Source organism: Kitasatospora sp. NPDC001309, assembly GCF_042896295.1.
Classification (GTDB): domain Bacteria; phylum Actinomycetota; class Actinomycetes; order Streptomycetales; family Streptomycetaceae; genus Kitasatospora.
Genome location: NZ_JBIAXC010000006.1, coordinates 47247 through 72020, shown reverse-complemented (window position 1 = coordinate 72020; position 24774 = coordinate 47247). Strand labels below are relative to the sequence as shown.

The 24774-nt window shown below is 67.8% G+C and carries 20 protein-coding genes; 5 read left to right on the top strand and 15 right to left on the bottom strand.

Annotated features, from left to right (window positions below; genetic code table 11):
- The first annotated feature begins 536 nt into the window (after window positions 1-536).
- The 5 genes from ACFY2K_RS08210 to ACFY2K_RS08190 all read left to right on the top strand — a co-directional run bounded on the left by ACFY2K_RS08210 (window position 537) and on the right by ACFY2K_RS08190 (window position 9784).
- Complete coding sequence (locus ACFY2K_RS08210; protein WP_387710328.1) at window positions 537-4088, top strand: DEAD/DEAH box helicase family protein; 3552 nt, start codon at window positions 537-539, stop codon at window positions 4086-4088.
- Complete coding sequence (locus tag ACFY2K_RS08205; protein WP_387710326.1) at window positions 4085-5524, top strand: restriction endonuclease subunit S; 1440 nt, start codon at window positions 4085-4087, stop codon at window positions 5522-5524. The genes ACFY2K_RS08210 and ACFY2K_RS08205 overlap by 4 nt, the downstream gene beginning before the upstream one ends.
- Complete coding sequence (locus tag ACFY2K_RS08200; protein WP_387710324.1) at window positions 5521-7053, top strand: N-6 DNA methylase; 1533 nt, start codon at window positions 5521-5523, stop codon at window positions 7051-7053. Before ACFY2K_RS08205 ends, ACFY2K_RS08200 begins: the two co-directional genes overlap by 4 nt.
- A 67-nt stretch (window positions 7054-7120) precedes the next feature.
- Window positions 7121-8662 (top strand): AAA family ATPase, encoded by a 1542-nt coding sequence (locus ACFY2K_RS08195; RefSeq protein WP_387710322.1) that lies wholly within the window; start codon window positions 7121-7123, stop codon window positions 8660-8662.
- Between the two features lie 3 nt (window positions 8663-8665).
- The gene (locus ACFY2K_RS08190; protein WP_387710320.1) at window positions 8666-9784 is read left to right on the top strand and encodes a hypothetical protein; all 1119 of its coding nucleotides are present in this window, start codon (window positions 8666-8668) and stop codon (window positions 9782-9784) included.
- Between the two features lie 182 nt (window positions 9785-9966).
- Here ACFY2K_RS08190 and ACFY2K_RS08185 read toward each other — a convergent pair whose 3' ends face one another.
- The 15 genes from ACFY2K_RS08185 to ACFY2K_RS08115 form a co-directional block, all read right to left on the bottom strand.
- Window positions 9967-10827 (bottom strand): hypothetical protein, encoded by an 861-nt coding sequence (locus tag ACFY2K_RS08185; RefSeq protein ID WP_387710318.1) that lies wholly within the window; start codon window positions 10825-10827, stop codon window positions 9967-9969.
- A 130-nt stretch (window positions 10828-10957) separates the two neighbouring features.
- Window positions 10958-13591 carry a hypothetical protein gene (locus ACFY2K_RS08180; protein WP_387710317.1) on the bottom strand — a complete coding sequence of 878 codons (2634 nt, stop codon included), beginning with the start codon at window positions 13589-13591 and terminating at the stop codon, window positions 10958-10960.
- A gap of 84 nt (window positions 13592-13675) precedes the next feature.
- On the bottom strand, window positions 13676-14494 hold the full coding sequence (locus ACFY2K_RS08175) for a hypothetical protein (RefSeq protein ID WP_387710315.1): 819 nt from the start codon (window positions 14492-14494) through the stop codon (window positions 13676-13678).
- A 78-nt stretch (window positions 14495-14572) separates the two neighbouring features.
- A complete protein-coding gene (locus ACFY2K_RS08170; RefSeq protein WP_387710313.1) occupies window positions 14573-15433 on the bottom strand; it encodes a PP2C family serine/threonine-protein phosphatase in 861 nt (286 codons plus the stop codon).
- A 40-nt stretch (window positions 15434-15473) separates the two neighbouring features.
- Entirely contained in the window at window positions 15474-16109 is a 636-nt protein-coding gene (locus tag ACFY2K_RS08165; RefSeq protein ID WP_387710311.1) for a DUF5753 domain-containing protein, read from the bottom strand.
- 95 nt (window positions 16110-16204) lie between these two features.
- Window positions 16205-16885 carry a hypothetical protein gene (locus ACFY2K_RS08160; protein ID WP_387710309.1) on the bottom strand — a complete coding sequence of 227 codons (681 nt, stop codon included), beginning with the start codon at window positions 16883-16885 and terminating at the stop codon, window positions 16205-16207.
- 67 nt (window positions 16886-16952) lie between these two features.
- On the bottom strand, window positions 16953-17615 hold the full coding sequence (locus ACFY2K_RS08155; protein ID WP_387710307.1) for a 2'-5' RNA ligase family protein: 663 nt from the start codon (window positions 17613-17615) through the stop codon (window positions 16953-16955).
- An 8-nt stretch (window positions 17616-17623) separates the two neighbouring features.
- The gene (locus ACFY2K_RS08150) at window positions 17624-18604 is read right to left on the bottom strand and encodes an endonuclease/exonuclease/phosphatase family protein (protein WP_387710306.1); all 981 of its coding nucleotides are present in this window, start codon (window positions 18602-18604) and stop codon (window positions 17624-17626) included.
- A gap of 36 nt (window positions 18605-18640) precedes the next feature.
- Window positions 18641-19153: an NUDIX domain-containing protein gene (locus ACFY2K_RS08145; protein WP_387710305.1), complete on the bottom strand. Its 513-nt coding sequence runs from the start codon at window positions 19151-19153 to the stop codon at window positions 18641-18643.
- Between the two features lie 35 nt (window positions 19154-19188).
- Entirely contained in the window at window positions 19189-19527 is a 339-nt protein-coding gene (locus ACFY2K_RS08140; protein WP_387710303.1) for an HIT domain-containing protein, read from the bottom strand.
- A 2-nt stretch (window positions 19528-19529) separates the two neighbouring features.
- Entirely contained in the window at window positions 19530-20870 is a 1341-nt protein-coding gene (locus ACFY2K_RS08135) for an NUDIX domain-containing protein (RefSeq protein WP_387710301.1), read from the bottom strand.
- The gene (locus ACFY2K_RS08130; protein ID WP_387710299.1) at window positions 20867-21238 is read right to left on the bottom strand and encodes a glutamate ligase domain-containing protein; all 372 of its coding nucleotides are present in this window, start codon (window positions 21236-21238) and stop codon (window positions 20867-20869) included. The genes ACFY2K_RS08135 and ACFY2K_RS08130 overlap by 4 nt, the downstream gene beginning before the upstream one ends.
- Window positions 21235-22479 carry a methyltransferase, FxLD system gene (gene fxlM, locus ACFY2K_RS08125; protein WP_387710297.1) on the bottom strand — a complete coding sequence of 415 codons (1245 nt, stop codon included), beginning with the start codon at window positions 22477-22479 and terminating at the stop codon, window positions 21235-21237. Before fxlM ends, ACFY2K_RS08130 begins: the two co-directional genes overlap by 4 nt.
- Window positions 22476-24434 (bottom strand): ATP-binding cassette domain-containing protein, encoded by a 1959-nt coding sequence (locus tag ACFY2K_RS08120; RefSeq protein WP_387710295.1) that lies wholly within the window; start codon window positions 24432-24434, stop codon window positions 22476-22478. Before ACFY2K_RS08120 ends, fxlM begins: the two co-directional genes overlap by 4 nt.
- On the bottom strand, window positions 24431-24757 hold the full coding sequence (locus ACFY2K_RS08115) for a MazG-like family protein (protein WP_387710294.1): 327 nt from the start codon (window positions 24755-24757) through the stop codon (window positions 24431-24433). The genes ACFY2K_RS08120 and ACFY2K_RS08115 overlap by 4 nt, the downstream gene beginning before the upstream one ends.
- Window positions 24758-24774: the final 17 nt, after the last annotated feature.

Here is a 24774-nt window from a genome sequence, read left to right as displayed (position 1 = left end):
CAGAAGATGATCTTGGGCGTCGGGTGGTGTCCGCCGCCCGGGCCTGGGCCGCCGCCCGGGCCTGCTCCCGCTCGGTGGTTGGCTCGTGCGACGGACGGTGTTCGAATGAACGGCATCCGGGGCCGAGCGTGATGGTGCTCGGTGCCCCCTTGCGTCGATGTGCCCGTAATGCGTAGGTCGCGGGTTCGAATCCCGCGGGCGGCTCAGGTGAGACCCAGGTCGGACAGTCCCTGATCTGGGTCTTTTGCTGATCCGTGACCTTTCGCGGAGGGCCAGCGTGAGCGGAAACCGCTTCATGATCGCTTCTGGTGGACATTGGGTGGACAATGGAGCATCGAGCGTGCATGGCGGCGGACAGCCGACTCAGCTACCGGGGAGCGGCAGTCCAGCGACGGCTGTCGATGGTCTACAAAGCCAGGACGGCAATCGTCGCCGCGGGCATGGCCGATTGGATAGCGTTGTGCGGTCTGGTCTGATGCGGTGCGATTGTCGGGGAGGATCCTTTGAATCAGGCGGCTAGCCGTATCGACTGGCGCTTGCAGGAACTGGCCGCTCGATCTGCGAACTTTGGCTTTCTGCTGTCGCACCAACCGTTGCTGCTCCTCTATGGTGCCGGCGCTGAGGCGAGTGCGTTCGACGAGCCGGACAGGGCGCTCCTGAAGGCCCGCAAGTTCGGCGAAGTACTGGCCACCGACCTCATCCGCCGTTCTGGCATCAAGCCTCGTCGGAATGATCACGCAGGTCGGCTGCATGCTCTGGTGCGAGCTGGCTTCCTTGATCAGGCCATCCGAGAGGCGTTCGAAGATCTCCGCAGGCCGGGTCATGAAGCGGTACCCGCACACTTCGCCGTGGAGCTGGCGGCCCTGCGAACGGTCCGGCGGTGCTTCCGGCTGGCTGTTTGGTACCACCGTCTGCTGACTGGGGACCGGGAACAGATTTCCTTCATCCCGCCTCAGCTTCCTCCCGCATTGCTGGCAGGGGAGGTCGCGAGCCCTGAAGTTCAGGCCATCCGTGAGGAGACCGACGAAGCTCGTCGCGATCTTGAGACCTCTCGTATCACGTATGCCATCCGTGACATGGCGCCCGAGCAAGCCCTGGAGCGGGCTCGTGCCAGTGCAGCCGCCGACATGGCCCGGGCGGCGGCGGCCCAGAGCGGGCTGTCTGACCTTCTCGCCGACCTGTCGGACGAGACTGCGCTTCTCCAGCAAGCCTTCGATGAGGAGCAGCCGGAGAAGCGGCCGTCCGCACGTCAGCGCGAGTCCCTCGCCTCCAGCGCGCGGAAGGCATCCCAAGAACCTCTCAGCGAAGCACGGGTCCGAGACCGGATTGACGACATGCTCGCGAAGGCCGGATGGGCGGTACAGGACGGTCAAGGAAGCCAGAACCTCTACGCGGCTCGTGGCGTTGCCGTCCGTGAGGTCACGACTGCTGCGGGGCGTGCGGATTACCTGCTGTACCTGGACACCAAGCTCGTCGGGGTGATCGAGGCCAAGCACGAGGGCGCCGATCTGGCAGTCGCCGAGCGCCAGGCGGACCGCTATGCCGTAGGCCTGACAGCAAGCCAAGACCTGCAAGCCTGGAAGAACCCGCTGCCCTACCGGTATGTCAGCGATGGTGGACTTGTTCGATTCCGAGACGTCTACGACCCGGACTCCCGAACCCGTGATGTGTACTCATTCCACCGGCCCGAGACTCTGGCGCGCTGGATGCGGGAGGCAGACGCGGACCCAGATGCCCCGACGTATCGAGCCCGACTCCGAGAGCGACTGCCGCAGCTCGACTACGAGGAAGTCGTCACAGGCCGCCTGCGTCCCGCACAGTTTGATGCGGTTCACGGCCTAGAGACGGCATTGCGCAGGGGCGACCGGAGATCGCTGATCCAGATGGCAACCGGCGCCGGCAAGACCTACGCCGCGGTCACCGCCTCCTATCGGCTTCTCAAGCATGTCAAGGCACAGCGAATTCTCTTCCTGGTAGATCGAAACAACCTCGGTGCGCAGGCGCATGCGGAATTCACTAACTACACTACGCCGGATGATGGGAGGAAATTCACTGAGCTCTACAATGTTGACCAGTTGACCGGCTCGACCGTGCTGGAATCGTCCAAGGTCGTCATCTCAACGATTCATCGTGTGGCAAAGCTTCTGAAGGGTGAGGACCCGGGGCCATCGGATGACTACAGTGACGTGTCGCCTTTTGAAGAGGAAGAGGGGGTGGCGGATCCGGGAGTGCCTGCTTCTGTCGCCTATAGCTCTCAACTCCCGCCAGAATCCTTTGACCTGATCATCATCGATGAATGCCACCGGTCCATCTATGGAAAGTGGCGCGCCGTCATCGAGTACTTTGACGCGCACTTGGTCGGGTTGACTGCAACGCCGGTCGCGCAGACGTTCGGCTTCTTCCATCGCCTGGTCAGCGAGTACACGTATGAGCAGGCTGTGGCGGACGGCGTCGCGGTGGATTACACGACCTACCGGATCCGGACTCAGATCACGGAGGAAGGGTCGGTGATCCCCGTCGACACCCATGTGCCGATCGCGGATCGGCGCACGCGACAACGACGCTATGAGGAGCTGGACGAAGACTTCGCTTATGGTGCGAACCAGGTGGGCTCTGACGTCATCAGCACGGGGCAGTTGCGCACCGTACTTACAACGTTCCGCGATAACATCCCGGTGATCTTTCCCGAGCGGCTGGCAGTTCCGGAGGATCAGAGGATGGTACCCAAGACGCTGATCTTCGCGCGACGGGAAGCCCATGCGGATGAGGTCGTGGAAATGGTCCGCGACGTATTTGGCAAGGGAAACGACTTCTGTAAGAAGATCACTGGTTCGGTCGCCAAGCCAGACATACTGCTATCGGAGTTCCGCAACACCCCGGAGCTTCGGATAGCGGTGACAGTCGACATGATTGCCACGGGCACTGACGTGCGCCCGATCGAATGTGTCCTTTTCCTGCGCGATGTCAAGAGCTGGGCGTACTTCGAGCAGATGCGCGGTCGTGGATCGCGGACCATCGACCCTACAGAGTTGCGTGCAGTGACCCCCGACGTTGAGCAGAAGACGAGGTTCATTGTCATCGACGCGATTGGGGTCACGGAAAGCCACAAGCGGGAGACCCCGGCCGTCGAGAAGGACGACGCGAAGCGCACCGCGCTCCGGAAGCTGCTGAGCAAGACAGCAGGCGCCACGATCGGTGAGGACGAGGCCGAAGAACTGGCGCTTCGACTGTCGCGGCTCGCGCGTACGCTCACCCCCGACGACCACGGCGAGATCAGCCGCCTCGCCGGTGAGCCTCTCGACGCCATCGTCGGACGGATCATGAAAGCGGTCGACATCGACCACCTCGACGAGGTCCGACGTACCAAGGGCCCAAAGGGCGTGCACGAGGCGGTGCAGACGGCAGTTCGGCCGCTGGCCGAGAACAAGGCGCTACGAGACCTGCTGATCTACATTCGGACTAATCAGCGCATCGTCTACGACGAGGTCAGCTCGGATCAGCTGCTGTCTGCTGAACCGGTCGAGAATGCGCCAGCCACCGTTGCAAGTTGGCGCGAGTACGTCACTGACCACCGCGATGAGATCGCCGCGCTTCAGGTCGCGTTGACTGGCCACGGGGGCCAGAAGGTGCCGGCCAGGGAGGCGTATCAGCGGCTCCGCGACCTGGCGGCGCGAATTGCCAGGCCGCCGCATCAGTGGACTGTCGAACGCCTCTGGCAGGCGTATGAGCGACTGGGTAAGGCGGTGAGCACTCCGGGTGTCAAGCACGGGCCACCAGACCTCGTCTCGTTGATCCGGTTCGAGCTGGGACTGGACACGGAAGTACGGCCGTACAGGGAGACCGTCGAGGAGCGGTTCGCTAACTGGGTCGCACGGCAGGCCCAGGCCGGCGTGGTGTTCACCCGGGACGAGCTCTGGTGGCTCGAGCGGATTGTCGACACCATGGCCACGAGTGTCCGGTTCGATGTTGCGGACCTCGACCGCGTACCCTTCACCGAGCGTGGAGGCACTGACGGATTCCTTCGCGTCTTCGGCGACGATCGCGCCGAGGCAGTCCTAGACGAGCTGGATCAGGAACTCACCGCATGAGCGAACTGCCGCCTGGCTGGCTGCGAGCACCGCTTGCAGATTTCGCGGAGGTGCGCCTCGGCCGGCAACGATCACCAAAGAACCACTCCGGCAGCAACATGCGCCCCTACCTCCGTGCAGCCAACGTCGGCTGGCACGGCCTCCTTCTTGATGACGTGAAGACCATGCACTTCACCGACGATGAGGCGGAGACCTATCGCCTGCGCCGCGGCGACATCGTAGTGGGCGAGGCGTCGGGCAGCGCTGGTGAAGTTGGTAAGCCAGCCCTGTGGAACGAAGAGATCGAGGACTGCTGCCTGCAGAACACTCTGATCCGAGTAAGGGCTCGGGGCGTCGAACCCCGCTATCTCCTGCACTACTTGCGGTATGAGGCCCTTCGTCGGGCCTTCGCTGCGGACGCCCGCGGCGTTGGAATCCACCACCTCGGGGCATCTCGCCTGGCACGGTGGCCGATCAACATCCCGCCCCTCGCCGAGCAGCAGCGTCTGGTCGCAGAGCTGGAGGATCGCCTGTCCCAACTGGACGCGGTGGCTTCCAGCCTGAACACAGTGGCGGCCCGGATGTCCCGGCTGCGTGACAGGATCACGGACTTCGCAACCACCGGAGGCGTCGCGCCGGCAGAGAGGGTGGCAGCCCACCTGGCCCCCGCTGGAATCGACGACGGTGAACTGCCTCCCCTCCCGGAGAACTGGCGCTGGGCCCGGCTCGGTGAGATCGCAGCAGTCGTTGGTGGCGTCACCAAGGACACGAAGAAGCAGAACGACCCGGCCTACATCGAGGTCCCCTACTTGCGTGTGGCCAACGTCCAACGCGGGCACCTCGACCTCTCGGACGTCTCCACCATCAAGGTCGCAGTGACGAAGGCAGAGCAGCTCTACCTGGAGCACGGTGACGTGCTCCTCAACGAGGGCGGAGACCGCGACAAGCTCGGACGCGGATGGATCTGGGAGGACCAGATCTCTCAGTGCATCCACCAGAACCATGTCTTCCGCGCGCGCGTCGACCAGGAGATCCTCCACCCCAAACTGCTCGCCTGGCACGCCAACGGCTTTGGTAAGCGCTGGTGCGAGAGGAACGGGAAGCAGAGCGTCAACCTTGCGTCCATCAGTCTGAGCAAGATCCGGATGCTGCCAGTGGCTATCCCGCCGAAGGATGTCCAGCAGCAGCTGGTGAGCCGGATCGAGGAGCGCCTCAAGATGGCGGACGTGGTCCTAAGCTCGGCACGAGCGGGTCTGGAACGCGTTTCAGCCCTGCGCAAGGCAGTGCTGCACACCGCACTCTCCGGCAAGCTCGTGCCGCAGGATCCGGACGACGAGCCGGCGTCTGTCCTCTTGGACAAAGCCAGGGCAGACGTTGGGACGGCACCGGACCGAGCCCCTAAGCGCGTTGCCAGCAGGCGTACGCCGAAGAACGTAACTCAGGAGACCCTGCTGTGACCACGCCAGTTGTATCGCCCCGGGTGGCGGAGGCCGACGCTCTCGTCAACAAGCTCTGGAGCTACTGCAACGTCCTCCGGGATGACGGCGTCTCGGTGACGGACTACGTTGAGCAACTGACCTATCTGCTCTTCCTCAAGATGGCCCACGAGCAGAAGACGCGGCGGCTCAACCCGGTCGACATCCTCGACGGGATCGATGCGTGGCAGATCCTTCTCGACGCAGAGGGCCGGGAGCTCGAGGAGGCGTACACGCGGATCCTGCTGCAGCTCGCCCGCAAGGATGGAACGCTCGGCCGGATCTTCCAGAAGGCACAGAACCGCATCCAGGATCCGGCGAAGCTGAAGCGACTGATCCGGGAACTCATCGGCAAGGAGAACTGGTCGGGCACAGGCGTCGACATCAAGGGCGATGCCTACGAGGCGCTGCTCGCCAAGGGTGCCGAGGACGTCAAGTCCGGGGCTGGACAGTACTTCACACCGCGCGACCTGATCCGCGCGATCGTGGACTGCATGCAGCCGACGCCCGACGACACGATCATCGATCCGGCCTGCGGAACCGGCGGTTTCCTCCTCAGCGCATCCGAGTACATCCAGAACCACTACGACAGGGGCCTCACACCCGAGCAGCGCGAGCGCCTGAGCGCTGGCGCGATTCGCGGGAACGAATTGGTCGACGGCACCGCCCGCCTCGCAGCCATGAACCTGCTACTGCACGGCATTGGACAGCCGAACGGTGAATCGCTGATCGACGTGGGCGACGCACTGGCTAAGCCGCCGACCCGGCACGCCTCTCTGGTCCTGGCCAACCCTCCCTTCGGGAAGAAGTCCTCGATCATGGTCGTCGGGGAGGACGACGAGATCGAGCGCAAGGATCTTGCCTACCACCGCCTCGACTTCTGGGTCACCACCACCAACAAGCAGCTGAACTTCGTCCAGCACATCTACACGCTGCTCCAGACCGGAGGCCGGGCCGCCGTCGTCATCCCAGACAACGTGCTCTTCGAGGGCGGCCCTGGCGTGACCCTGCGCCGGCGCCTCCTCCAGCAGTGTGATGTACACACATTGCTGAGGCTGCCCGCGGGCATCTTCTACGCCGGCGGCGTCAAGGCCAACGTGCTCTTCTTCGACAAGCTCCCGCCGAGGGCTGACGGCAAGCCTCAGACCAAGAAGCTCTGGGTCTACGACTTCCGGACCAACCAGCACTTCACGCTGAAGCAGAAGCGCCTCCTGCAGGAAGACCTGAACGACTTCGTCTCGAAGTACCGTCCGGGAGAGAGCCGCGAGGCACGGCAGCGCTCTGAGCGCTTCAAGCCCTACGACATCGATGAGTTGCTGAAGCGCGAGCTGACGGATCTCCAACTCTTGGCCGACGTCAAGGATGAGTCAGCCAGCAGTGACGACGACCAGCTCGAACCTCATGTGATCGCTGACGAGATCGCCCAGGAGCTTGAATCCGCCCTGGCGGAGCTGATGTCCCTCGCTGATGCACTGCGCCCTGCAGATCCCTCTATGCAGGACGTGGAGTGAAGCGATAGCGGTGGGTGTCTCCATCGTCGGCGAGAGCCGAGGCTATTGGTCATAGGGGGAGTGAGCAATGCAGTTGGTCGAGTTGGAACTTCCGAACTATCGCGGCCTACGGGACTTCCATCTCGACCTCCGCGACGCGCGTGACGTCAGCGTCCTCGTCGGGCGAAACGGGCGCGGCAAGTCCAGGGTCCTGCAAGCTCTGGTAGAGATCTTCGGGAGCCTCTGGCGGACCAAATCAGCCGGTTTCAGCTATGAGGTCAGATACATGCGCGGCGATCTCGCCGTCCATGTCGTCCAAAAGACAGCGCGATCACAGCCGACAATGAGAGTCTCGGCCGCTGGCCGAGACTCAGAGCTGGTGCATCGCTCTGACTGGCATCACCATCTTCCGGACCATGTCTTCGGATACCAGGCAATCAGTGAGTCCGCGTGGGATGAGGAATTTAGACGCCACGCTGAGGCCGACCTCGACGCCGCGCGGAGACAGGAAGTGGATCGCCTGGACAATCAGTCGGGTCTGAGGCCGCTGTTCCAATGCAACGTGCGACAGCTTCCCTTGATCTTCCTTGCGCTTCTCCCCGATTGGTCGGAGAGATTCCGCCGGTACGCCGAGGCTCATGTCGGAGTTAAGGGATTCGCTTCGGCTGACCTGACTATCCGGCAACCTAAGTGGTTCAGGCGCTCGCCGAATGCCATCGCTCAACCCTACTGGGGACTCCAGGGATATGCGCCGGTCCTATTTGACCGAGTAGCAACCATGGGAAGATTCGGCGCTATACCCGACGCCTCAATCCCCAGCCAATATCGCGAGTTCCGAATCGCCATCGCCACGCCTGACGACCTCGCGAGCTTCCTTAGTCTTTTCTCATCGGATATTACGATGTTTGCAACTCTGGAGCGCCTCCAGGCCGCAGAGATCCTGACGGCTGATATTAGGCTGATCACGAGAGATGGCGATCAGATTCGCCCCCAGGATCTGAGCGCAGGCGAGCAGCAAATGCTCACGATCCTCGGAATGCTCCGCCTTCAACGGGGAGAGGAGTCCCTATTCCTCCTCGACGAGCCTGCCTCGCACTTCCATCCGGGATGGAGCCAACGTTGGTACGACTCCGTGCGGGAGATGTTGGAAGACGGGCAGAGGTCGCAGTTTATCGCCACTACGCATGACCCTGCCCTGGTATCCAACATTCCCCGCGAGCAGCTCAGAATTCTGCGGCGCACGGAGGGTGGTGCGACGCGTGCAGAGACTCCAGCAGACGATCCCCGCGGCCGTGGAGTCGGGGGAATTCTAACCTCGGAACTATATGGCCTGACCAGCCAGCTCGATACACACACTCAGCAGCGGATTGATGAGCAGTACGAACTCTCTAGGAGGCCTAGTCTAACCTCGGAAGATCGGAAGAGGCTTCGGGAACTTCGGGAAGAGCTTGAGGCCCTAGGCATCTCAACGTATAGGAGAGAAAAGCCGGTTGAGCTATTCCTTGCGGAACTGGACCGGCGCCGCAAAGAACTCTTGATGCGGGCGGACGGAGACAATCCTCCGACCTCTGAAGAGCTCTCCGCTCTAGCTTCCCAGCTCTTCGATCGGCTCCTCACTGAGGGGCTGTGACGTATGCGCCATATTGACGCCAATGGTTTGATCGTCACCACGCAGTGGGAAGAAAAAGCCGCGAAGATCAGGAAGAGAATCGAGGACTGCGCGGGAGACGTAATCGAGATCAAAAAGATTCTCGACAAGGAATCGCACTGGACCAAGCTACGTCCGCAGCTCGTCAAGCTTTGCGGGCGCAAGTGCTGGTACTGTGAGGGAGTAGTCAAGCACAGTCGACTGCCCGTTGATCATTTCAGGCCAAAGGGCAAGGTTGCCGGCACCTCTCACGCCGGGTACTACTGGCTCGCCTACAGCCCGTTGAACTTCCGCCTTGCGTGTGAATTCTGCAACTCGTCTACAGACGACGACCCAAGTGGAAAACGGAATTCCAAGCACAATCACTTCCCGCTGCTAAACGAGCTGGCGAGGGTGGCATCTCCCGACCTTGACATCAGTCGTGAGATGCCGGTGCTGCTTGACCCTTTCCTCTTGGCCGACTGTGAGCTGCTGTCATTCAGCACCGATGGGACTGCAAGGCGAGGAAAGCCCCGATCGCCACTCGAGAGCGTGGATCGTGTCGCGGAGAGCATCCGGATCTACAGCCTCGATCGACCTGGCCTCGATGACGGGCGCAAGAAGGTCATGGATGCGGTCGTATGGAACGCTGAATATCTAAACCGGGGGTTGTCGGAATTTGCTGAAAAGATCCGTGAGCTGATATCCATCGAGTCGGAGTACAGCAGTGCTGCCCTTGCTGCGCTTCGCACTACTCGGGACCTGCCCGTCATTGCCGAGAAGTTCGGTGACGAACTCGCAGTTGACGACGATGCGCGAACGGGTGGCCAGCCTATTGTCGACACCGACGTCAACCTGAGCCTCTTGATCGAATCGGGCTTCTTGCGCCCTGGTGTGGAGCTGATCGGTGAAGCGGCGCTTGGTGAAGTTGTCGCAACGTTGCTCCCAGACGGGCGGATTCAGGTCGGTGTCCTCGGTGTCAGGTCGTACGCCAGCCCCGAGTCGGCCGCTGCAGCAGCGGGAGCCGAGGCCAGCAGTGGTTGGCAGTTCTGGAAAATCGAGGTCAACAGCGGACGTGTTCCGATTGCAGAGATCCGCGATTCCTACGTCTCGGCCCGTTCCTGACACCACGAGCCGCGGCATCGGGAACATCCAGGTATCGGGTACAGGTCCGCCGGCGCAGCATGACAGGACTCGCGACACGCGACCGCCTTCGGCGTAGGCGTGCAGCGGGTCGGACTGACTGGCGGCCACCCCAGGGGTCACCACTGGATTCGGGGCGGTCAACTGTCTTGCGCCGGTGGCTGCTACTTGCCCTTCCGCCTGCTCTTCGGCTGGCGCTTGGGCTGGGCCCGCTTGCCGACCGGGCGCACCATGGGTGCCTTCGGCTTTTCGACCGTGGCTACGGCGGCCTGCAGGATGGTCACGAGCTTGTCCTTGAGCGCCTGGGCCTGTTCGGGGGTGGTGGCGTCGGCAGGGGTCTCCAGCAGGTGCGCCTTGAGGACGGCCAGCATGTCCCACTCCCACGGGCCCCGGTCACGGGGACCTGGGATCAGCCGGACATAGTCCTCGCCATACAGGGTGGCGAGCAGAGAAAGCGCGTCTGCGTCGCTGACGTCGTTGACCTGTTCGCGTTCCGGCGCGCCGGTGGCCACGCTCTCCGCGCGGCGGACCTCCTTCAACAAGGCCAGCCGCAGGTTCTGCTGCATCGCCACGCGCCCGCCCGCGCCGCCGGCAATCCACGCCGCCGCTGCCGCGGCGATGACGTAATCCACCGGCCCGACTTCATCGCCGCCGGAGAGGTCCATCGGCTCCCTGCCGGGAGGGAAGGTCGCCAGCTTCTGCAGGGCGGCGTCGCGGAACTCCGCGGGCGCGAACGACTCGATCAGCGGCCGAGCGCCTTCCACCACCGCCTCATTGAGGAGGGGGCCGTGCTCTTGGATAGCCGTGAAGCCGTTGTTGACGACGCGTAGCGCCTCGGTGACCGCGAACTTGTAGCGCGGCATTGGATACGGCGAACGTCCTGGATCGTCGTCCCAGGTGCCGATCCGGTCCACCAGCGCGGCGAAGGTGTCCGGCTCCTCGTCGACCAGGGCGATGACGCCGCGCAGCGCCATGCCGCTCATCCGGCCCATCCGCTCAACAAGCGGACGGGGCAGCTGGCTCATTAGATCGTTCACCGTATTTCCCTCCCGTAGCCTTCGGTGGCGCCGTGATGTCCGGCCGAGCTGCTGGGAGCCGACGACCCCGGAGAACGGCGTCCGGCGGGCCAGGTCGGGCCAACGCCGAAGTCTGACCCTATCGCGCGGTCGGGTCGCCAGCCGGGTCGTTCGGGGTGGCAGGTGGGGAGCCGGGCCAGGTGTGCCCGTCCGTGTGGCCAGTGAGCTGGCTGGCGTCGATCTCCACCGCGCCGTCGAGGCCGTCGAGGTCGACGACGTATGCGGCAGGGGGCACCACGATCTGCAAGGTCTCGCGGTCCAGCCTCCAGGCGGGGCGTCGTGCAAAGCCGGCACGGCCCTCGTACGGGCCGGCCGTGACGCGGATGCGCTGATGCTCGGTGAAACCGCTCTCCAGGACTGCGTGGACGGCGGCTGCGGCGCGAGGGACGCACGCGTTGATGATCGGGTCGGGCCGGTGGCTGCGGTGGCTGCCCTGTACGTCGGGCGCGGGATCGGGGCTGCGAGCGGGGCCGTCGTGTGGTCCGGCCGCAGGCGGGTCCTGGGGGCGGTTCAGCCGGTCCCACCGCCGGGTGATGGGGTCGGCTCTCCTCTGGTCGGGCGATCTGAAGCTGAGTCGTGGGATCACGTCGTGGCCGGTGTCCTGGAGCGTTTGCTCCACCAGGTCGATGACGTGCTGGTCGTCCTGGAGGTGGAACAGCACGGTCCACCACGACACTTCGGCGACTGGCTGTCGTTCGCGCAGGTGGAGGGCATAGAGGGTCATCGCGATGACGTCCCGGACCGCGGCAACGTCCGACCCCTCGTGGTGGGGAGCGGCGAGGGTGGTGGCCCGGCGAACGGCCTCGCGCCACTGCAGCATCCGCTGGCGTGCGGCCCACGGGTCAAGGGACGCGGTCGGCGGGTTGGGCTGCACGGCGGTGGTGATGGCGCCCAGGGTGGCCCAGTCGCATACCGGGTTCGCCATGAGGTCAGCCAACCGGTGCACCTCCGGCCCGCCGGCCGGGCTCAGCTCCAGTCGGTCCTGGAGATCGTCGAACTCCCCATCGGTCAACGCCACCCGGACGACGCTGCGGCGGGCCGTGGCGAGGTGGCTGTCGTTGCGGAACGCGCTCCCGCGCAGGCGATCGGAGTCGAGGAACAGGCTGAGCCCTTCCACGAGGAACGACCAGGCGCGGTCGGTGTTGCCTCCGCCGGTGCGCACGTTGTTGATGACGGTGGGAAGGCGGAGGAACTCGCGCGTTTTCCCCCGTGCGGCAGCGGGGCTGGGGACGAGGATGACCTCGGTGTCCGTCCACGGCTTCCGCGGGTGGTAGACGACCACGCTCAGCGAGCCAGGGTGCGCGAGCACGGTCTCCTCGCTGCGCGACCCGTCCTGGTGCCGGAGGCGGGCGCGTAGGATCCACCAGGAGATCGGCTCACCGGCGTCCTCCTCGCGGGACACCCACTCCACCCGGGCTTCCTCCAACACCGTGCCGGCCGTCAGCTGTTCCACGGACCAGCCGATAAACGCTGCGGAGTTGGCGACGAGAAGCGGCACCTGGCGACGCCCGGCGGCCCGTTGGTGTCCTCGGCCGATCCGGCTCAGCGCGGCCTCGACCGCCCCGGTGATCGTGGGCGCAACGCCGACGCGGTGGGTCCGGGCCCAGGAGAGTGCGTCCACGCGGGCCGGCGCGCGTTTGGGGGAGGCTACGAGGGTCAGGCGCGCCGAGTGGTGGACGGCGTCGGCTGGCCGGTCGGGCGTAAGCCGAGGCGGGGAGGAACAGTCGTCAGGTTCGAGGGCGATGATCTCGTCGGCCCAGGCGGCGGCCGAGTCAATCCACCGCTCTTCCTTGGCGCTCAGCGCCTGGCCGTGCCGCGGCTGGGCCACGAGGACGACCATGCGTCCGCTGCCCTGCCACTGCTGAAGGCGTTCCACGGCTTCGTTGTGCCAGGCGGGCGAGGGACCGGTGGAGGCCAGCAGTACGGCGGCAGCCCACTCGGTGGGTAGCGGCTCGCCCGCGTGGACGACGACGAACCGGCGGTCCCAGTCGGGCAGCTTCTCCACGTCGCCGGGGGCGATGTCGGCACTTTCGTGGCGGTCGTCGAAGTCGACCCGGAAGACCGTGGGGGTGTCGGTGCAGGTGCGCTGCTCGTCGTCGGTGCCCCAGGTGACTGCGCGGAGGTGGCCGGTCCGTCCGGCGTGGACGCCTCCGGTGACCTGGACGTGGGCCTGAAGGCTCAACGCTCCGCTGGCCGGTAGGAGAAGCTGGTCGACGTGGCTGGTCAGCTCGCCTACGGCGTGCTCGAAGACTGTCATCCCGCTCGACCGGTACCTGCCGTACACGTCCTCGGTGACCATGTCGGACGGCAGGGTGTCCTCCAGCGGCACGCCGTGCTGGGCGTTCAGCGCGTGCCAGAGCTTCCAGATCGTCCCCTCCACCGGGGGCGGGCCGGTGAACGGGCCGTAGTCCTGGGCGTGCTCGAGCAGCCGCGCTTGTGTCAGGTCGGCCAGGCCAGTCTCGACCGGCCTGGTCCGATCCTCTTCACGTGCTGGGCCGGGCAGCAGTTCGGTGAGGTCTCGGTGCAGGCGCTGCGGATCGGCCAGGCGGTAGCGGACGGACCGCAGGGAGACCTGGTCCATGGCGCCGCCGTCCTGAGCCGCGATCAGGTAGTAGATGAGGGCGAGGGCATCCCGGACGTTGCGATCAAAGTGCTGGAACTCACGGGCCTTGGTCCGGGCGTCCTCCCAACCTCGTCCACCGTTGCTGACCATGCGTCGATCCTAGGCGGTGGGCCCGCCGAGGACTGGCCGAACACCTCGTGGGGCAGGGGGTGGTGCCGCAGGTTGTGGCCGGCGTCAGTAATCGACGTCGCCGGTGGCGCCCGCGGTCAGTACGACGTGGACGCTGCCGAGGGCACCTTGGGCGTCCTCGAGCACGGGCGGCATGTGGGACCACGTATTGCCGGGCTCCAGGTCGTCCATGGTCAGTAGGGCGGCCGGTCGCAGCGCTGCGGCACAGTCCGACAGGAACTGCCCGAGACGGCCGCGGGTTGTCCTGCTGTGACCCTCCAGCGTCTGGAGGTTCTCACGGACCCACTTGAGGTGGTCCTCGGCTGTCCGCCTCTCCTGCGCCAGAGCCTCCAGTGCTTCGGGGCTCCAGTACACGCGGCAGCCGGCCCGCGTGAGCAGGTCGGAGGCCACGGAGCACTCGCGGTCGTTGAACTGCCACTCCCGACGGTTGAGGGCGCGAGAGGCGTCGGCGACGTACGGGTAGACGGCCTGCTGGAGCGGCGTGGGAGGCTTGGCGTCGTGGTCGGCTCGCATCCGCCACAACGGCATACCGGGACCGGGATCTGATGTGAGGGCCAGGCGCACGAGCTTCCGCAGAAGGTCCTCGGGCGAGAGGCCGGGCAGCAGGGGCGTCCAGGAGTGAGCGCACACGCAGGTCAGCCGGGCGGGGCCGCCCCAGACCCCGGAGACGGTCAGGCCGCGGTCTGCCATGCACAGCGGGCAGCACACGTCCAGCTCTCGTGTTCCGTCCGGCAGCGGCGGGGTGCCGAGCCAGAACACTCCGCCGAACCGGTTGCCGTAGTCCGCGCGACGGTGGCAGACCTCCATCGTGAGGTTGCCGGCGCCGTCGTGGCCGATGTGGCTCGTGGTGAAGTTCCAGGTCACTGCCCCACCATAGTTGCGTTGTTGTCCTCGATTGCCCTGGTTGGCTGCATAGCTGTTTCCGATTCTGGCTTGCTCGGATCACGGGCGGTCGGGGTGCGGGGCGGCGAGTAGCCAGTGGGCGAGGGCGGCGTCGTCGGAGGGCTTGTACCGGGGGTGGTGGCGGGCGTCCGGGTCCTGGGCTTCGAAGTCGCGAATGGTGTCGATGACGGCGTCCGGCCCGACTGTGCGAGAGAGGGCGGCGACCTCTGGCCAGGTGAGGAGGCGGTAGGCGTCGACGGCTTCGGTGATGCCATCGGTGGCCAGGAGCAGGTCGGTGAGCCCCTCGGCCGGCCAGGTCGCGGCGAAGGCGTTCTGGCCAGCGTCGGGGTCGGCTTCGGCGATCCAGTACCCGCCGGGGCGGTTGACCTGGGTGTTCTGGAAGTCCCGCAGTTCGCGCAGGATTTCGCGGTGCTGCTGGTCGAAGCCGTGGCCGGCGCGGAGCCGGGAGCGGTAGAGGGCCGCCTGGGGCTGGGCGTCGACGAGGTGCGCGAGACGGTCGTCCCGGAGTTGCAGGAGGGTGCCGTCGCGGTGGATGGCGGTGATCGGGCTGTCGCCGAGGACGGCGACGTCGATCTGGTGGTCGGCGAGGCGGGCGATGGCGACGGTCGCGGCTGGGGAGCGCCCGGGGATCAGGTGGTGGTCGCGGGCGAGGCCGCCGATGGCGGCGGTGAGGACCTCGCGAAGATCGGATCGGGGTGTGCGGGTCAGCAGGTTGGCGATCCGCTCACCGAGGGCGCTGGCGTACCAGCCGCCGCGCGGCTGCTCGTCGGTGACGGTACTGACGCCGTCCAGAACGACCAGGGCGTGGTCGAGCACCACGATCCGGTCCTCGGTGGGGCGGTTGTCCTGTCCGGCGCGCTCGCCCGTGCGGACGACGGGCACGGTGGAGGTGGTCGACATCGGCGGGGTCCTTCGCGGGTGTAGAAGCGGCGGTCGGAGGTCAGGAGGAGTGCAGGGCCGTGGTGATGATGGCCCGGGCGTCGTCGCCGTACACGGCGGACTCGTGGAGCCGGTCGAAGGCCCGGTGGAAGATCTGGACACGGTCGTCGGTGATCGTCTCGCCCCCTCGGTAGCCCTCGACCTCGACGCGGGCGCCGTCGAAGATCCCGAATCCGTCGCCGGGATAGACGGTGAGCCGGGCCCGGGCGGGGATGATGCCGAGGGTGAGGCCGGGCAACTTCAGGGCCTCCAGGAGGTGTTCGAGCTGGGCGCGCATGACCTCGGGGCCGCCGATGCCGGTGAGCAGCGCCTGCTCACCGAGCAGGACGTGGAAGCTGCGCCCGCCGACGCCGAAGTACTGGGCGCGGGCGACGCGCTCGGCGGCGCCGGCCTCGATGTCCCGCGGAATGCCATGCAGGTCGACGACCAGCCGCAGGACCTCCTCGGCGTAGGCGCGAGTCTGCAGGTTCCCCCAGACGAGGTCGGGGCTGTAGCCGTGGTAGTGCGTGGTGTGCTCGACGAGCCGCCGGAACTCGGCCTGGGTCGGTCCGGTTCCCTCCCGGAGAAGGCTTGGCCAGTCGATGGCGGCGGGGCTGGCGGTGGTGAGGTCCGGGGTGGGGACGGTGGGATCAGACATGCGTTTCCTCCTGGGAACGGGTTGCGATGCGGGGCCTGCTGGAAGGTTGTCCCCGCCCAGCCGTGCGTGCGACGGGCGAGACGGCGAACGCGGTGTCAGCGAGCAGGCTGCGACGGCTGGGCGTCGTCGGAGCCGCCAGCTAGCGGGATGGTTGCGACCGGCTCCCAGGTCAGTTCCCAAGCCAACTCGTCACCCGGACGCGGGACCTGCTGGAACTTCACGTCGAGCAGGTGGAGAGCGCTGAAGCGAACGGTGACGTGGCTGGGCGAGATCCTCCGCAGGGCCGTCTGCAGCGCGTCGGAGGACGCCTCGGCCCAGGCATAGCCGAGCGAGATGTGGTGCCGGCCGCCGTCGTGGAGCAGCGCGCCGGGCCCGCGGACCTCGCGGATCGCGTCGCGGACCTGCTCGCGCAGGTCGACCAGCCTCTCGTCGGGCGAGAGGTCCAGGAAGGCCCCGGCCCGGTTGGCGATCGGGGAGCCGGCCGTGACCTCCAGCGGGCCGGTGAAGGCCAGGTGCGTGTGCAGGGCGGCGACAAGGTCGTCGCGTTCCTCCGGGGTGATCTTGTCGGCGGTGGTGTCGGCGACCATCTCGATGGTGCAGTGCAGCGTGTCGTCGCCGATCGGGGTGATCGGGTAGGGGTTCATCGCGCTGCGGCACTCGTTGACCAGCCGGGCCAGGGGCAGGTCGGCCTGCAGGTTCGGAACGGCGTAGACGTGCAGGACGTGGGCGCCGTCGGGCCACGGCGCGCCCTGGAACTTCGGAACGAACTTCTCCACGATCGCTTCTCCGTCACATTGGGGCGGCGGCCGTTCCGCGCGGGCGGCTCGGCGTTGCTGCTGCTGGTCAGGACTGGCCGAGGTGCAGCTGGTGAACGCGCTCGAAGGTGTAGCGGGGGACCGGGGCGGGGTGCTGGCGTTCCCACACCAGCCACACGCTGGAGACGGTGGCGTTGGTGCGGATTCCCGGCCGGATGCGGCGGCCGAGGTCGGAGGCGAGGCGGTCCGAGCGGGCGGCGAGTTCGGGGGTGTCGGTGTCCTGGACACCGTAGCCGCACGACATGTGGCACCAGAAGCGCGTCTCGGCGGGCGGGAGTTCCAGACCGGCGGCGGTGAGTCCGGCTCGCACACGCCGGTACAGCCGGTCCGGGCCGTGCTCCGGCCAGATGTCCACGAGGCCGGCGGAGCCGGAGGCGCGGGCCGGGCCGATTTCGATGGTGAACGGCTCCAGGTCGGCGAGTTCCTTCTGGACGGCGGTGGCGGCGCTCGCGAGCATCGCCTCGTCGACCCGCGCGCCGGTGGTGGTCAGCGGGTGGATCTTCTGGATCGTCATGTGCAGGTCGTCGTCGGCGATCGGTGCGATCACGTCCGGGTACTGCTCGGTGATCTCGCGCAGCCGGGCGAAGTACTCGAGCACCTGCGGCTGGTCCTGGGGCAGCCACAGGACGTGTGGGCGCACCCAGTCCTCAGCCGGCCCGTCCTGGCGTCCCCACCAGCGGCTGGTGGTCATGAACTTCCTCACCGCGCCCCCTGCGGTGCCGCGATGGCGCTGACGTCCAGGTCGGCGTAGACGGGGCGGTGGTCGGCCGCCGCCTCGCTGGCCGGGCTGACGTGGGCGCGGTAGTGGACCAGGGCGGGGGCGACCGGCCGGGTCGCGAGGATCAGGTCGATGCGGCGCTCGCCCCACGGGTCCGGATCGCCTTGCCCGTCGGCCCAGTAGCCGACGGTTGGCTGCCACGGTGCCGCCAGGTGGGCGGCGGCGTCGACCATGTAGCCGCCGCGCAGCAGCGCTGCGGTCTGGCGCCGATCGGCCAGCTGGCTGCCTCCGGCCGTCCCGGGCTGAAGCTGGTACTCCAGGTCGTCGTGGTCCTGATCGAGGTACGGCTCGGGGTCGTAGAACTGCGTGCCGCCGGGAATGGTGGTCGCGGCGGAGATCGCGTTGAAGTCGCCCGCCAGGATGCCCGGCTTCGCCCCGCCGGTGCGGCGGAAGATCCCCTTGAGCCGCAGAGCCTCGTTCGCGCGGAAGTCGGGCCGGAACGGGTCACCGTGGTAGCTCGCGACGAGGACGGGCTCGGCCGCGCCGACATCGAGCAGCACGGTGGCACAACCGTGCCAGAAGTCCGGTGCGCCGAACGGGCGGAACCCACCGGGGACCGCGCGCGCGGCGTCCAGGTTCCAGAGGACGGCGGTGTACCAGCCCCGGTCCGCGTTGTTCGCCATCGCGATGCCACCAGGCGTTCCGTCCACACGTATCGTCGTGGCGGTCAGGCCGCAGTCGGCCGCGAGGGATCCGATGATCTCGCCGGCCTCGGCCCGCCACCGCTGCGCGCGGTCAAGGTCCGTCTCGCCTTCCTTCAGTTCCTCGTCGACGAGGACCTCTTGGAGGGTCAGGATGTCGGGTGCCACCTCCTGAATGGCATTGACGCGGGCTCTCCAGCCATCGGTGTCGCGGTCGGTGAGTTTGAGCTTGTAGGCGTTGAAGTTGGCGATGCGGACCAAGGTCGGCTCCTCGGGTAGGAGGTGGTGTCACGGGTGCTACATCGGACGCCCGTTGTGCAGGACGAGCTGGCGGCTCTCCGCGCGGGCCTGGGTGAGCGAAGACAGCAGGTCGTAGCGGTTGGGCGGCAGGATCGGTTGCCAGTCGGTGAGGCTGCGGAAGGCGTAGCTGTCGTGCTCGTCGGACAGCCGGATCGCTTCGGCCTGGGCGGCGGTGAGCCAGCCTCCGTCGAAGTGGTAGTCCGTTACGGCCGGCCGATGCTCGGTCGGGTCGCGAAAGTCCGTCGCCAGGGGGCGCAGGATGCCGGTGAGGTCGAGGCCGGTCTCCTCCCGGGTCTCGCGGGCCGCGGCCCTCAGCGGGCTCTCGCCGTGGTCGAGGCGGCCACCGGGGAACAGCCAGCGTGGCTCGGCGCCGAATGCATCCCGCTGCTCGTCCGGGGCTTCGTGGAGCAGCAGGACCCGGTTGCTCTGGTCCGTAAGGAACACGGCGCAGCCGTGGAGCGCCTGCGGCATCGTCTTCAGGTAGTCGGCGGGGGGAATCCACTGCGGCATCGTGGACGATCTCCTGTTCGTCGGTGCAGCCGGGTTCAGGCCAGGCCCTCGGGCAGGTCTCCTCGGTAGAGGACATGCACGTGGAGGTGCTTGGACTCCTGGTAGTCGCCGAGGTTCGTCACGACGCACGCGGCGCCGTGCTCGGCCCGGACCAGGGCGGCCACCTCCCGGACAACCCGCATCACCTCCGTCAGCAGCTCCTCGCCGCCGGCGCCCAGGTCTTCGAGCGAGGGGACGTGCTGCTTGGGGATCACCACGATGTGAACCGGGTAGCTGGGCTTGGTGTGGTGGAAGGCCAGGACCGAGTCCGTCTCCTGGACGGTGTCCACCGACGTGAGGCCGTTGAGCACCTGCTCGCAGTAGAAGTCGGACATGCTCAGGCTCCGATCAGGTCGAGGTAGTGGGCGACGTACGGCGGGGTCTTGAGTGCGGCGACCTCGGAGAACGGCACCCAGGCGATGCCCACCCCTTCGTCACCGAGCCGGATCGCGTCCTTCGGGCCGGTGTACACCGCGTGCAGGACGCGGGTCATCGCCGAGACGCGCTCGTGGCGGGGGCCGGGCAGCTCCCGGACGTCGGTGATGGTGATCCCGGCTTCCTCGAACACCTCCCGGGTCGCGGTCTCGGGCGGCGTCTCGTCGTCCTCACGCCACCCGCCGATCGGGGTCCGGTAGCCCGGCCAGGCGATGCCCTCCTTCTCGTCCCGGTGGTGCACCAGCAGCTCGCCGTCCGGAGTGGTGACGAACACCACGATGCCCTCGAAGTCCTGGTGCTCCGGGGTCGGACGCTCGATGTAGAGCACCCGGCCGGAGCGGGCGGCGCGCAGCACCTGAAGCAGGTCCCGGTACTCCTTGGGCGTCATGAAGTGACGCCAGGTGTAGTCCGTCTCGAAGCGGTGCTCGCAGTGCTCGGCCGGGTCGAGGACGATGCGGGCCTGCTGCTCCTCGGTGAGCGTGCCGCCGTCGAAGACCCAGCCGATCGACGGCACGGGTCGGATATGGTCGGCCTGCTGGTGGATGACGGCGATCAGCCGCTGCCGGCCGACCGGGTCCGGGTTCTCGGCGAGCAGGTCGAGGCCGATCTCCTCGCGGGCCTCGCGCAGCGCGGTGTCGAACGGCGACTCGCCGGGCTCGGAGTTCCCGCCGGGCCAGTCCCAGCGTTCGGTGTCCACGGAGTTGCGCATCCCGAGGACGCGGCCCTCGTGGTCGCGTACCAGGAAGCAGGCCCACGTCATCGGCCGGTCGATCGTGCCCAGGTACCGGCTGGCGGGCTTCCACCCCGCGGCGAGGCGGTGGGTGAGCCAGGCGATCACCTCGCGGTAGCCGTCGCTGGTCGGCGGCAGCTCGTCCGGGCGGAACCAGCCGAAGGCGTCGTGCTCGGAGAGGGTCACCGCGGTCTCGTCCGGGACGGTGCAGGTGAAGACGAACTGGCGGGTCAGGCGGCCTCGGGTGTTGACGAAGTCCAGGGCCCGCACGTACTCGATGTCGGGGCAGTGGATGCCGGTCTCCTCGGCCAGCTCCCGGATCGCACCGTCCCGGGGGTCCTCGCCGTCGTTCAGCCCGCCGGCCGGGTAGTCCCACAGGCCGGGTAGCACGTCGTCCTGCTTGCGGCGCAGCATGAGGAGGCGGCCCTGCGGGTCGCGGACGACCGTTCCGGCCGCGACCTTCTGGATGCCCTCGGCCAGGGCCTGTTCGGCGAGCAGCTTGTACGAGATCATGCGGTGGTCTCCTCCTTCGCACGGTTCCAGTCGCCCCAGGCTGTGACCTGCTGCCCGGCCAGGGTCTCGGCGACCTGCCAGAGCATCCCGGCGCGCGAGCCCTTCACGAGGACGACGTCGCCGGGGCGCACCTCGCTCTGGAGCCAGGCGGCGGCGGTGGCGTTGTCGCGCACGATCGCGACGGTCTCCACGCCCGCCGCACCGGCGGCGAGCGCCAGTTGCTCGGCCAGCGCGCCGCCGACAGCGAGGACCAGGTCCACGCCGAGTTCTCCGGCGTCCCGTCCGACAGCGCGGTGCCCTTCGACGGCGTCCTGTCCGAGTTCGGCCATCTCGCCGAGCACGGCGATCGTCCTGCGCTGTTCGTTCAACGGTGGTCCTCGGTGTTCCAGGTGACGGTCATCGGGGTGGTGGGGCGGGCCAGGACGAAGCGGCCCCGGTCCGGGTCGGCGGTCGGCACCATGGCCGGGATGGCGATGGTGGCGGGGTGGTTGCGGAAGCGGTGGTCCCACAGCGCGGCTTCGGCGGCGAGCTGGGCGGCGAGGTCGGCGCCGCCGGGGCCGTAGCCGTGGAAGTCGAGTTCGAACCGGTCGCCGCCGTCCTCGGTGAGGTGGTAGCCGAGGTGGGCGAGGGAGCCGCCTGCGGCGGTGGCCATCGTCTGGGCGGGCAGGCCCGGGACCGCGTCCTTGGAGGACCGCAGCCACATCGGCGGGTTGGCCAGGCGGCAGGCGAGCCACAGGTACAGCTGCTCGAACGACTCCTGGCGGCCGACGAAAACCCCGGTGGGCACGGTGGTGTGCCGGGTGTTCAAGACCCCGGTCAGGGCGGCCGGGTCGGTGGCGTGGAGGTTGTCCCGGTTGGGCTGGAGGGTGGCCGCGCCGGTGCCGGTCAGGTCGATGGCGCTGGAGGCGGCCGGGGTGGTGCCGGGGTCGCGCAGCGGCATGAAGCCCGCCATCTCGCTGCCGTCGCCGACCCAGCCGCCGTGGCCGTCGCTGACGAAGGGGACGGTCCGCGACACGGCCCCGGCCAGGCGCACCGGGACGAGGAGACGGCCGGCGGGGTTGAGCTGGTCCAGCCAGGCCCGAGGGACTTCGAAGGCGCCTACGGTGGCGGTGATCCTGTCGAACGGCGCCTCGCTGGGGTGGCCGAGCCGGCCGTCGCCCAGGACGACGTCCACACCGGTGACGCCCGCCTGGGCGAGGTTGGCGCGGGCACCGCGGACCAGGTCGTCATCGACGTCGATGGTGACGACCCGTCCGGCCGGTCCGGTCAGGTGGGCCAGCAGGGCCGCGTTGTAGCCGGTGCCCGCCCCCAGCTCCAGTACCCGGTGGCCGGGCTCGACCTTGAGCTGCTCCAGCATCATGGCCACGATCCGCGGTTGGGACGCCGCGCTGATCGAGGTCCCGGCCTCGTCGGTCTTGATGGACACGATGTCGTCGGCGTAGGCGGTGGTGAGGGGGACGCCGGGGACGAACAGCTCGCGCGGCACGGTGCGCATCGCCGCCTCCACCGCGCTGGTGCGGATCTTCCCATCGGCGAGCAGCCGATCGGCGAGCTGGTGGCGAAGCTCCTCGGCGGTGCTTGGCCGGGAGGCGGTGTGCTGGTCGCTCACGCGGTCTGCTCCTCGCTGGTCGTCTCGGGGGTCTCGGTCAGTGGCGGCCTCTGCGCGGGCACGCCGCTGCGGTCGTGCTGCAGCGCCCGGAGGTCGGCGAACATGCCCGGCGTGGAGGCGAGTTCGTCGAAGGTGCCTTCCTGGATGACGCGCCCGTGGTCAAGGACGACGACGCGGTGCGCGACCCGGGTGTTCTCCAGGTTGTGGGTGACCAACACGGTGGCGCGGTCCTTGGCGATGCCGGCCAGGCCGTTGAAGATCCGGTGTTCGGCCCTCGGGTCCATGGCGCTGGTCGGCTCGTCCAGGATGAGCAGGTCGGACTGCCGGTGGAACGCGGCGGCGGTGACCATGCGCTGCCACTGGCCCTCGGACAGGTCGGTGCCTCCCCAGAACTCCCGCGACACGAGGGTGTCGAGTCCCCGGTCGAGTTCGGCGATCACCTCGTCGGCGCCGGTGGCTGCGGCGGCCTCCATCACGGCGGCGTCGCCCCGGCTGGTGGGCTGGCCGAGCGTGATGTTCTGCCGGGCGGTGAGCGGCCAGTGGGAGAAGTCCTGCTGGACGAAAGCGGTGTGCCCCCACAGCAGGTCCGGGTCCATGTCGCGGGTGTCGCGCCCGTCCCACGTCACCGCGCCGTCCGCGGGCAGCGTCAGGCCGCACAGCAGCCGCATCAGGGTGGACTTCGCGGCGCCGTTCACCCCGACCACGGCGACGATCTCTCCGCGCCTGACGCGGAAGTCCACGCCGCGCAGGGCCTGCTTGTCGGAGCCGGGGTAGGTGTAGGTGACGCCCCGGGCCTCGATCACGGCGGTCTCCTCCGGCGGGGCCTGGGTGCCGCGGTCGCGGCGCTGGGCGCCGGCCAGCTCGATGAAGCTGCTCCAGTCGCCGACCCACAAGCCAGTGCGGTGGACGGCCGCCGCGTAGCTCGCCGCGTTGCGTAGGCTCGCCGAGGCCGCCCGCAGGGCGATGACGGCGGTTCCGGCGGCGGCAAGGGAGACCCGGCCCGTGGCCAGGAGCCAGGCCAGCCCACCCCACACCAGAGCGGCGCCGATGCCGGACACCACCGACCCGTACAGGTTCAGGCGGGCGGAGCGGGCGGCGGCCTCGTCGGTGGTGGCGCTGATCTTCTTCACCGCGCGGGCATGGTGGCGCAGCAGGAACGGGACGAAGGTGTTGGAGCGGACCTCGGCGGCCGAGCGGCGGTCGCACAGGTACCAGCGCAGTACGGCGGCGGCGCGCAGCGGTCCGTAGATGGCGAGCATCGCGCGGTGAAGGGAGGTCGCGGCGGCGGTGCGGGCCAGCGCCTGGGGCAGGACGGCCAGGACGAGCAGGGGCAGCAGCAGGGGGTGGATCGTGGCGATCACCACGGCGGCGGCGGCCAGCGAGGCGGCGTGGGTGATCAGGTCGCGGACCTGGGAGACGAGGTCGCGGGTGGAGACCGCGCCTCGGTCCCCGGCGTCCCAGGCGGCGTGGAACTTCGGGTCGTCGTAGGCGGACAGCTCGGCGCGCGTCGCGGCCTCGATCAGCTCCATCTCGGCCAGGCGGTTGATCTTGGGGCCGAGCCGGTCGGACACCCAGCCGCCGACGATGTCCAGCAGCGAGCCGGTCGCGGCCATCGCGGCCAGCACGATGATCGAGGGCAGGGAGTCGGAGAGGCGCTGGCTGATCGAACCGGTGCTGGCCAGCAGGTGGGTGATCATGCCGGTGGTGGCCAGCAGGCCGAAGGCGCTCGCCGTCGAGGCGACGACCGCGCACACCAGCATGATCGTGAGGGAGCCCGGGTCGGCCTGGCGGCCGAGGCGCAGCGCGAGGAGGACCAGGCGGGGCAGGGCGCGGGCGGTGGCCAGCACGCTGGCCTTGCGGCCGGAGATGAGTTCGGCGTCGCTCTCGGGCGGGCGGTACTCCATCATCTCGGCCTCGTCCTCGGCCGTGAGGTCGAGCTGCTGCGTGGTGCTCAAGCGGTGCCCTCCCAGCCCTCGGCCTTGGTGCGGATGGTGCGCAGGTGCTCGGTGAGGAACCATTCGGGGTCGCCGCCGAGCATGCAGAGCGTGACGAGGGCGGTGAGGGCGGTGTCGCACGCCTCGGCGCGCACGTGGTCCCAGGTGTGGGAGTGGCCTTTGTTCGGATTGAGTCCGAGCGCTCCGATGATGGCCTGGGCGAGTTCTCCGGCCTCCTCCTGGACCTTGAGCCCTTGCAGCATCCGGAGCTTTTCGGGATCGTCCTTGAAGCGTGAATTCAGCTTATTAGCAACCAAGTTGGCGACTTGCAGCAGCTCTTCCATGGGGGTTGATCCTGCTC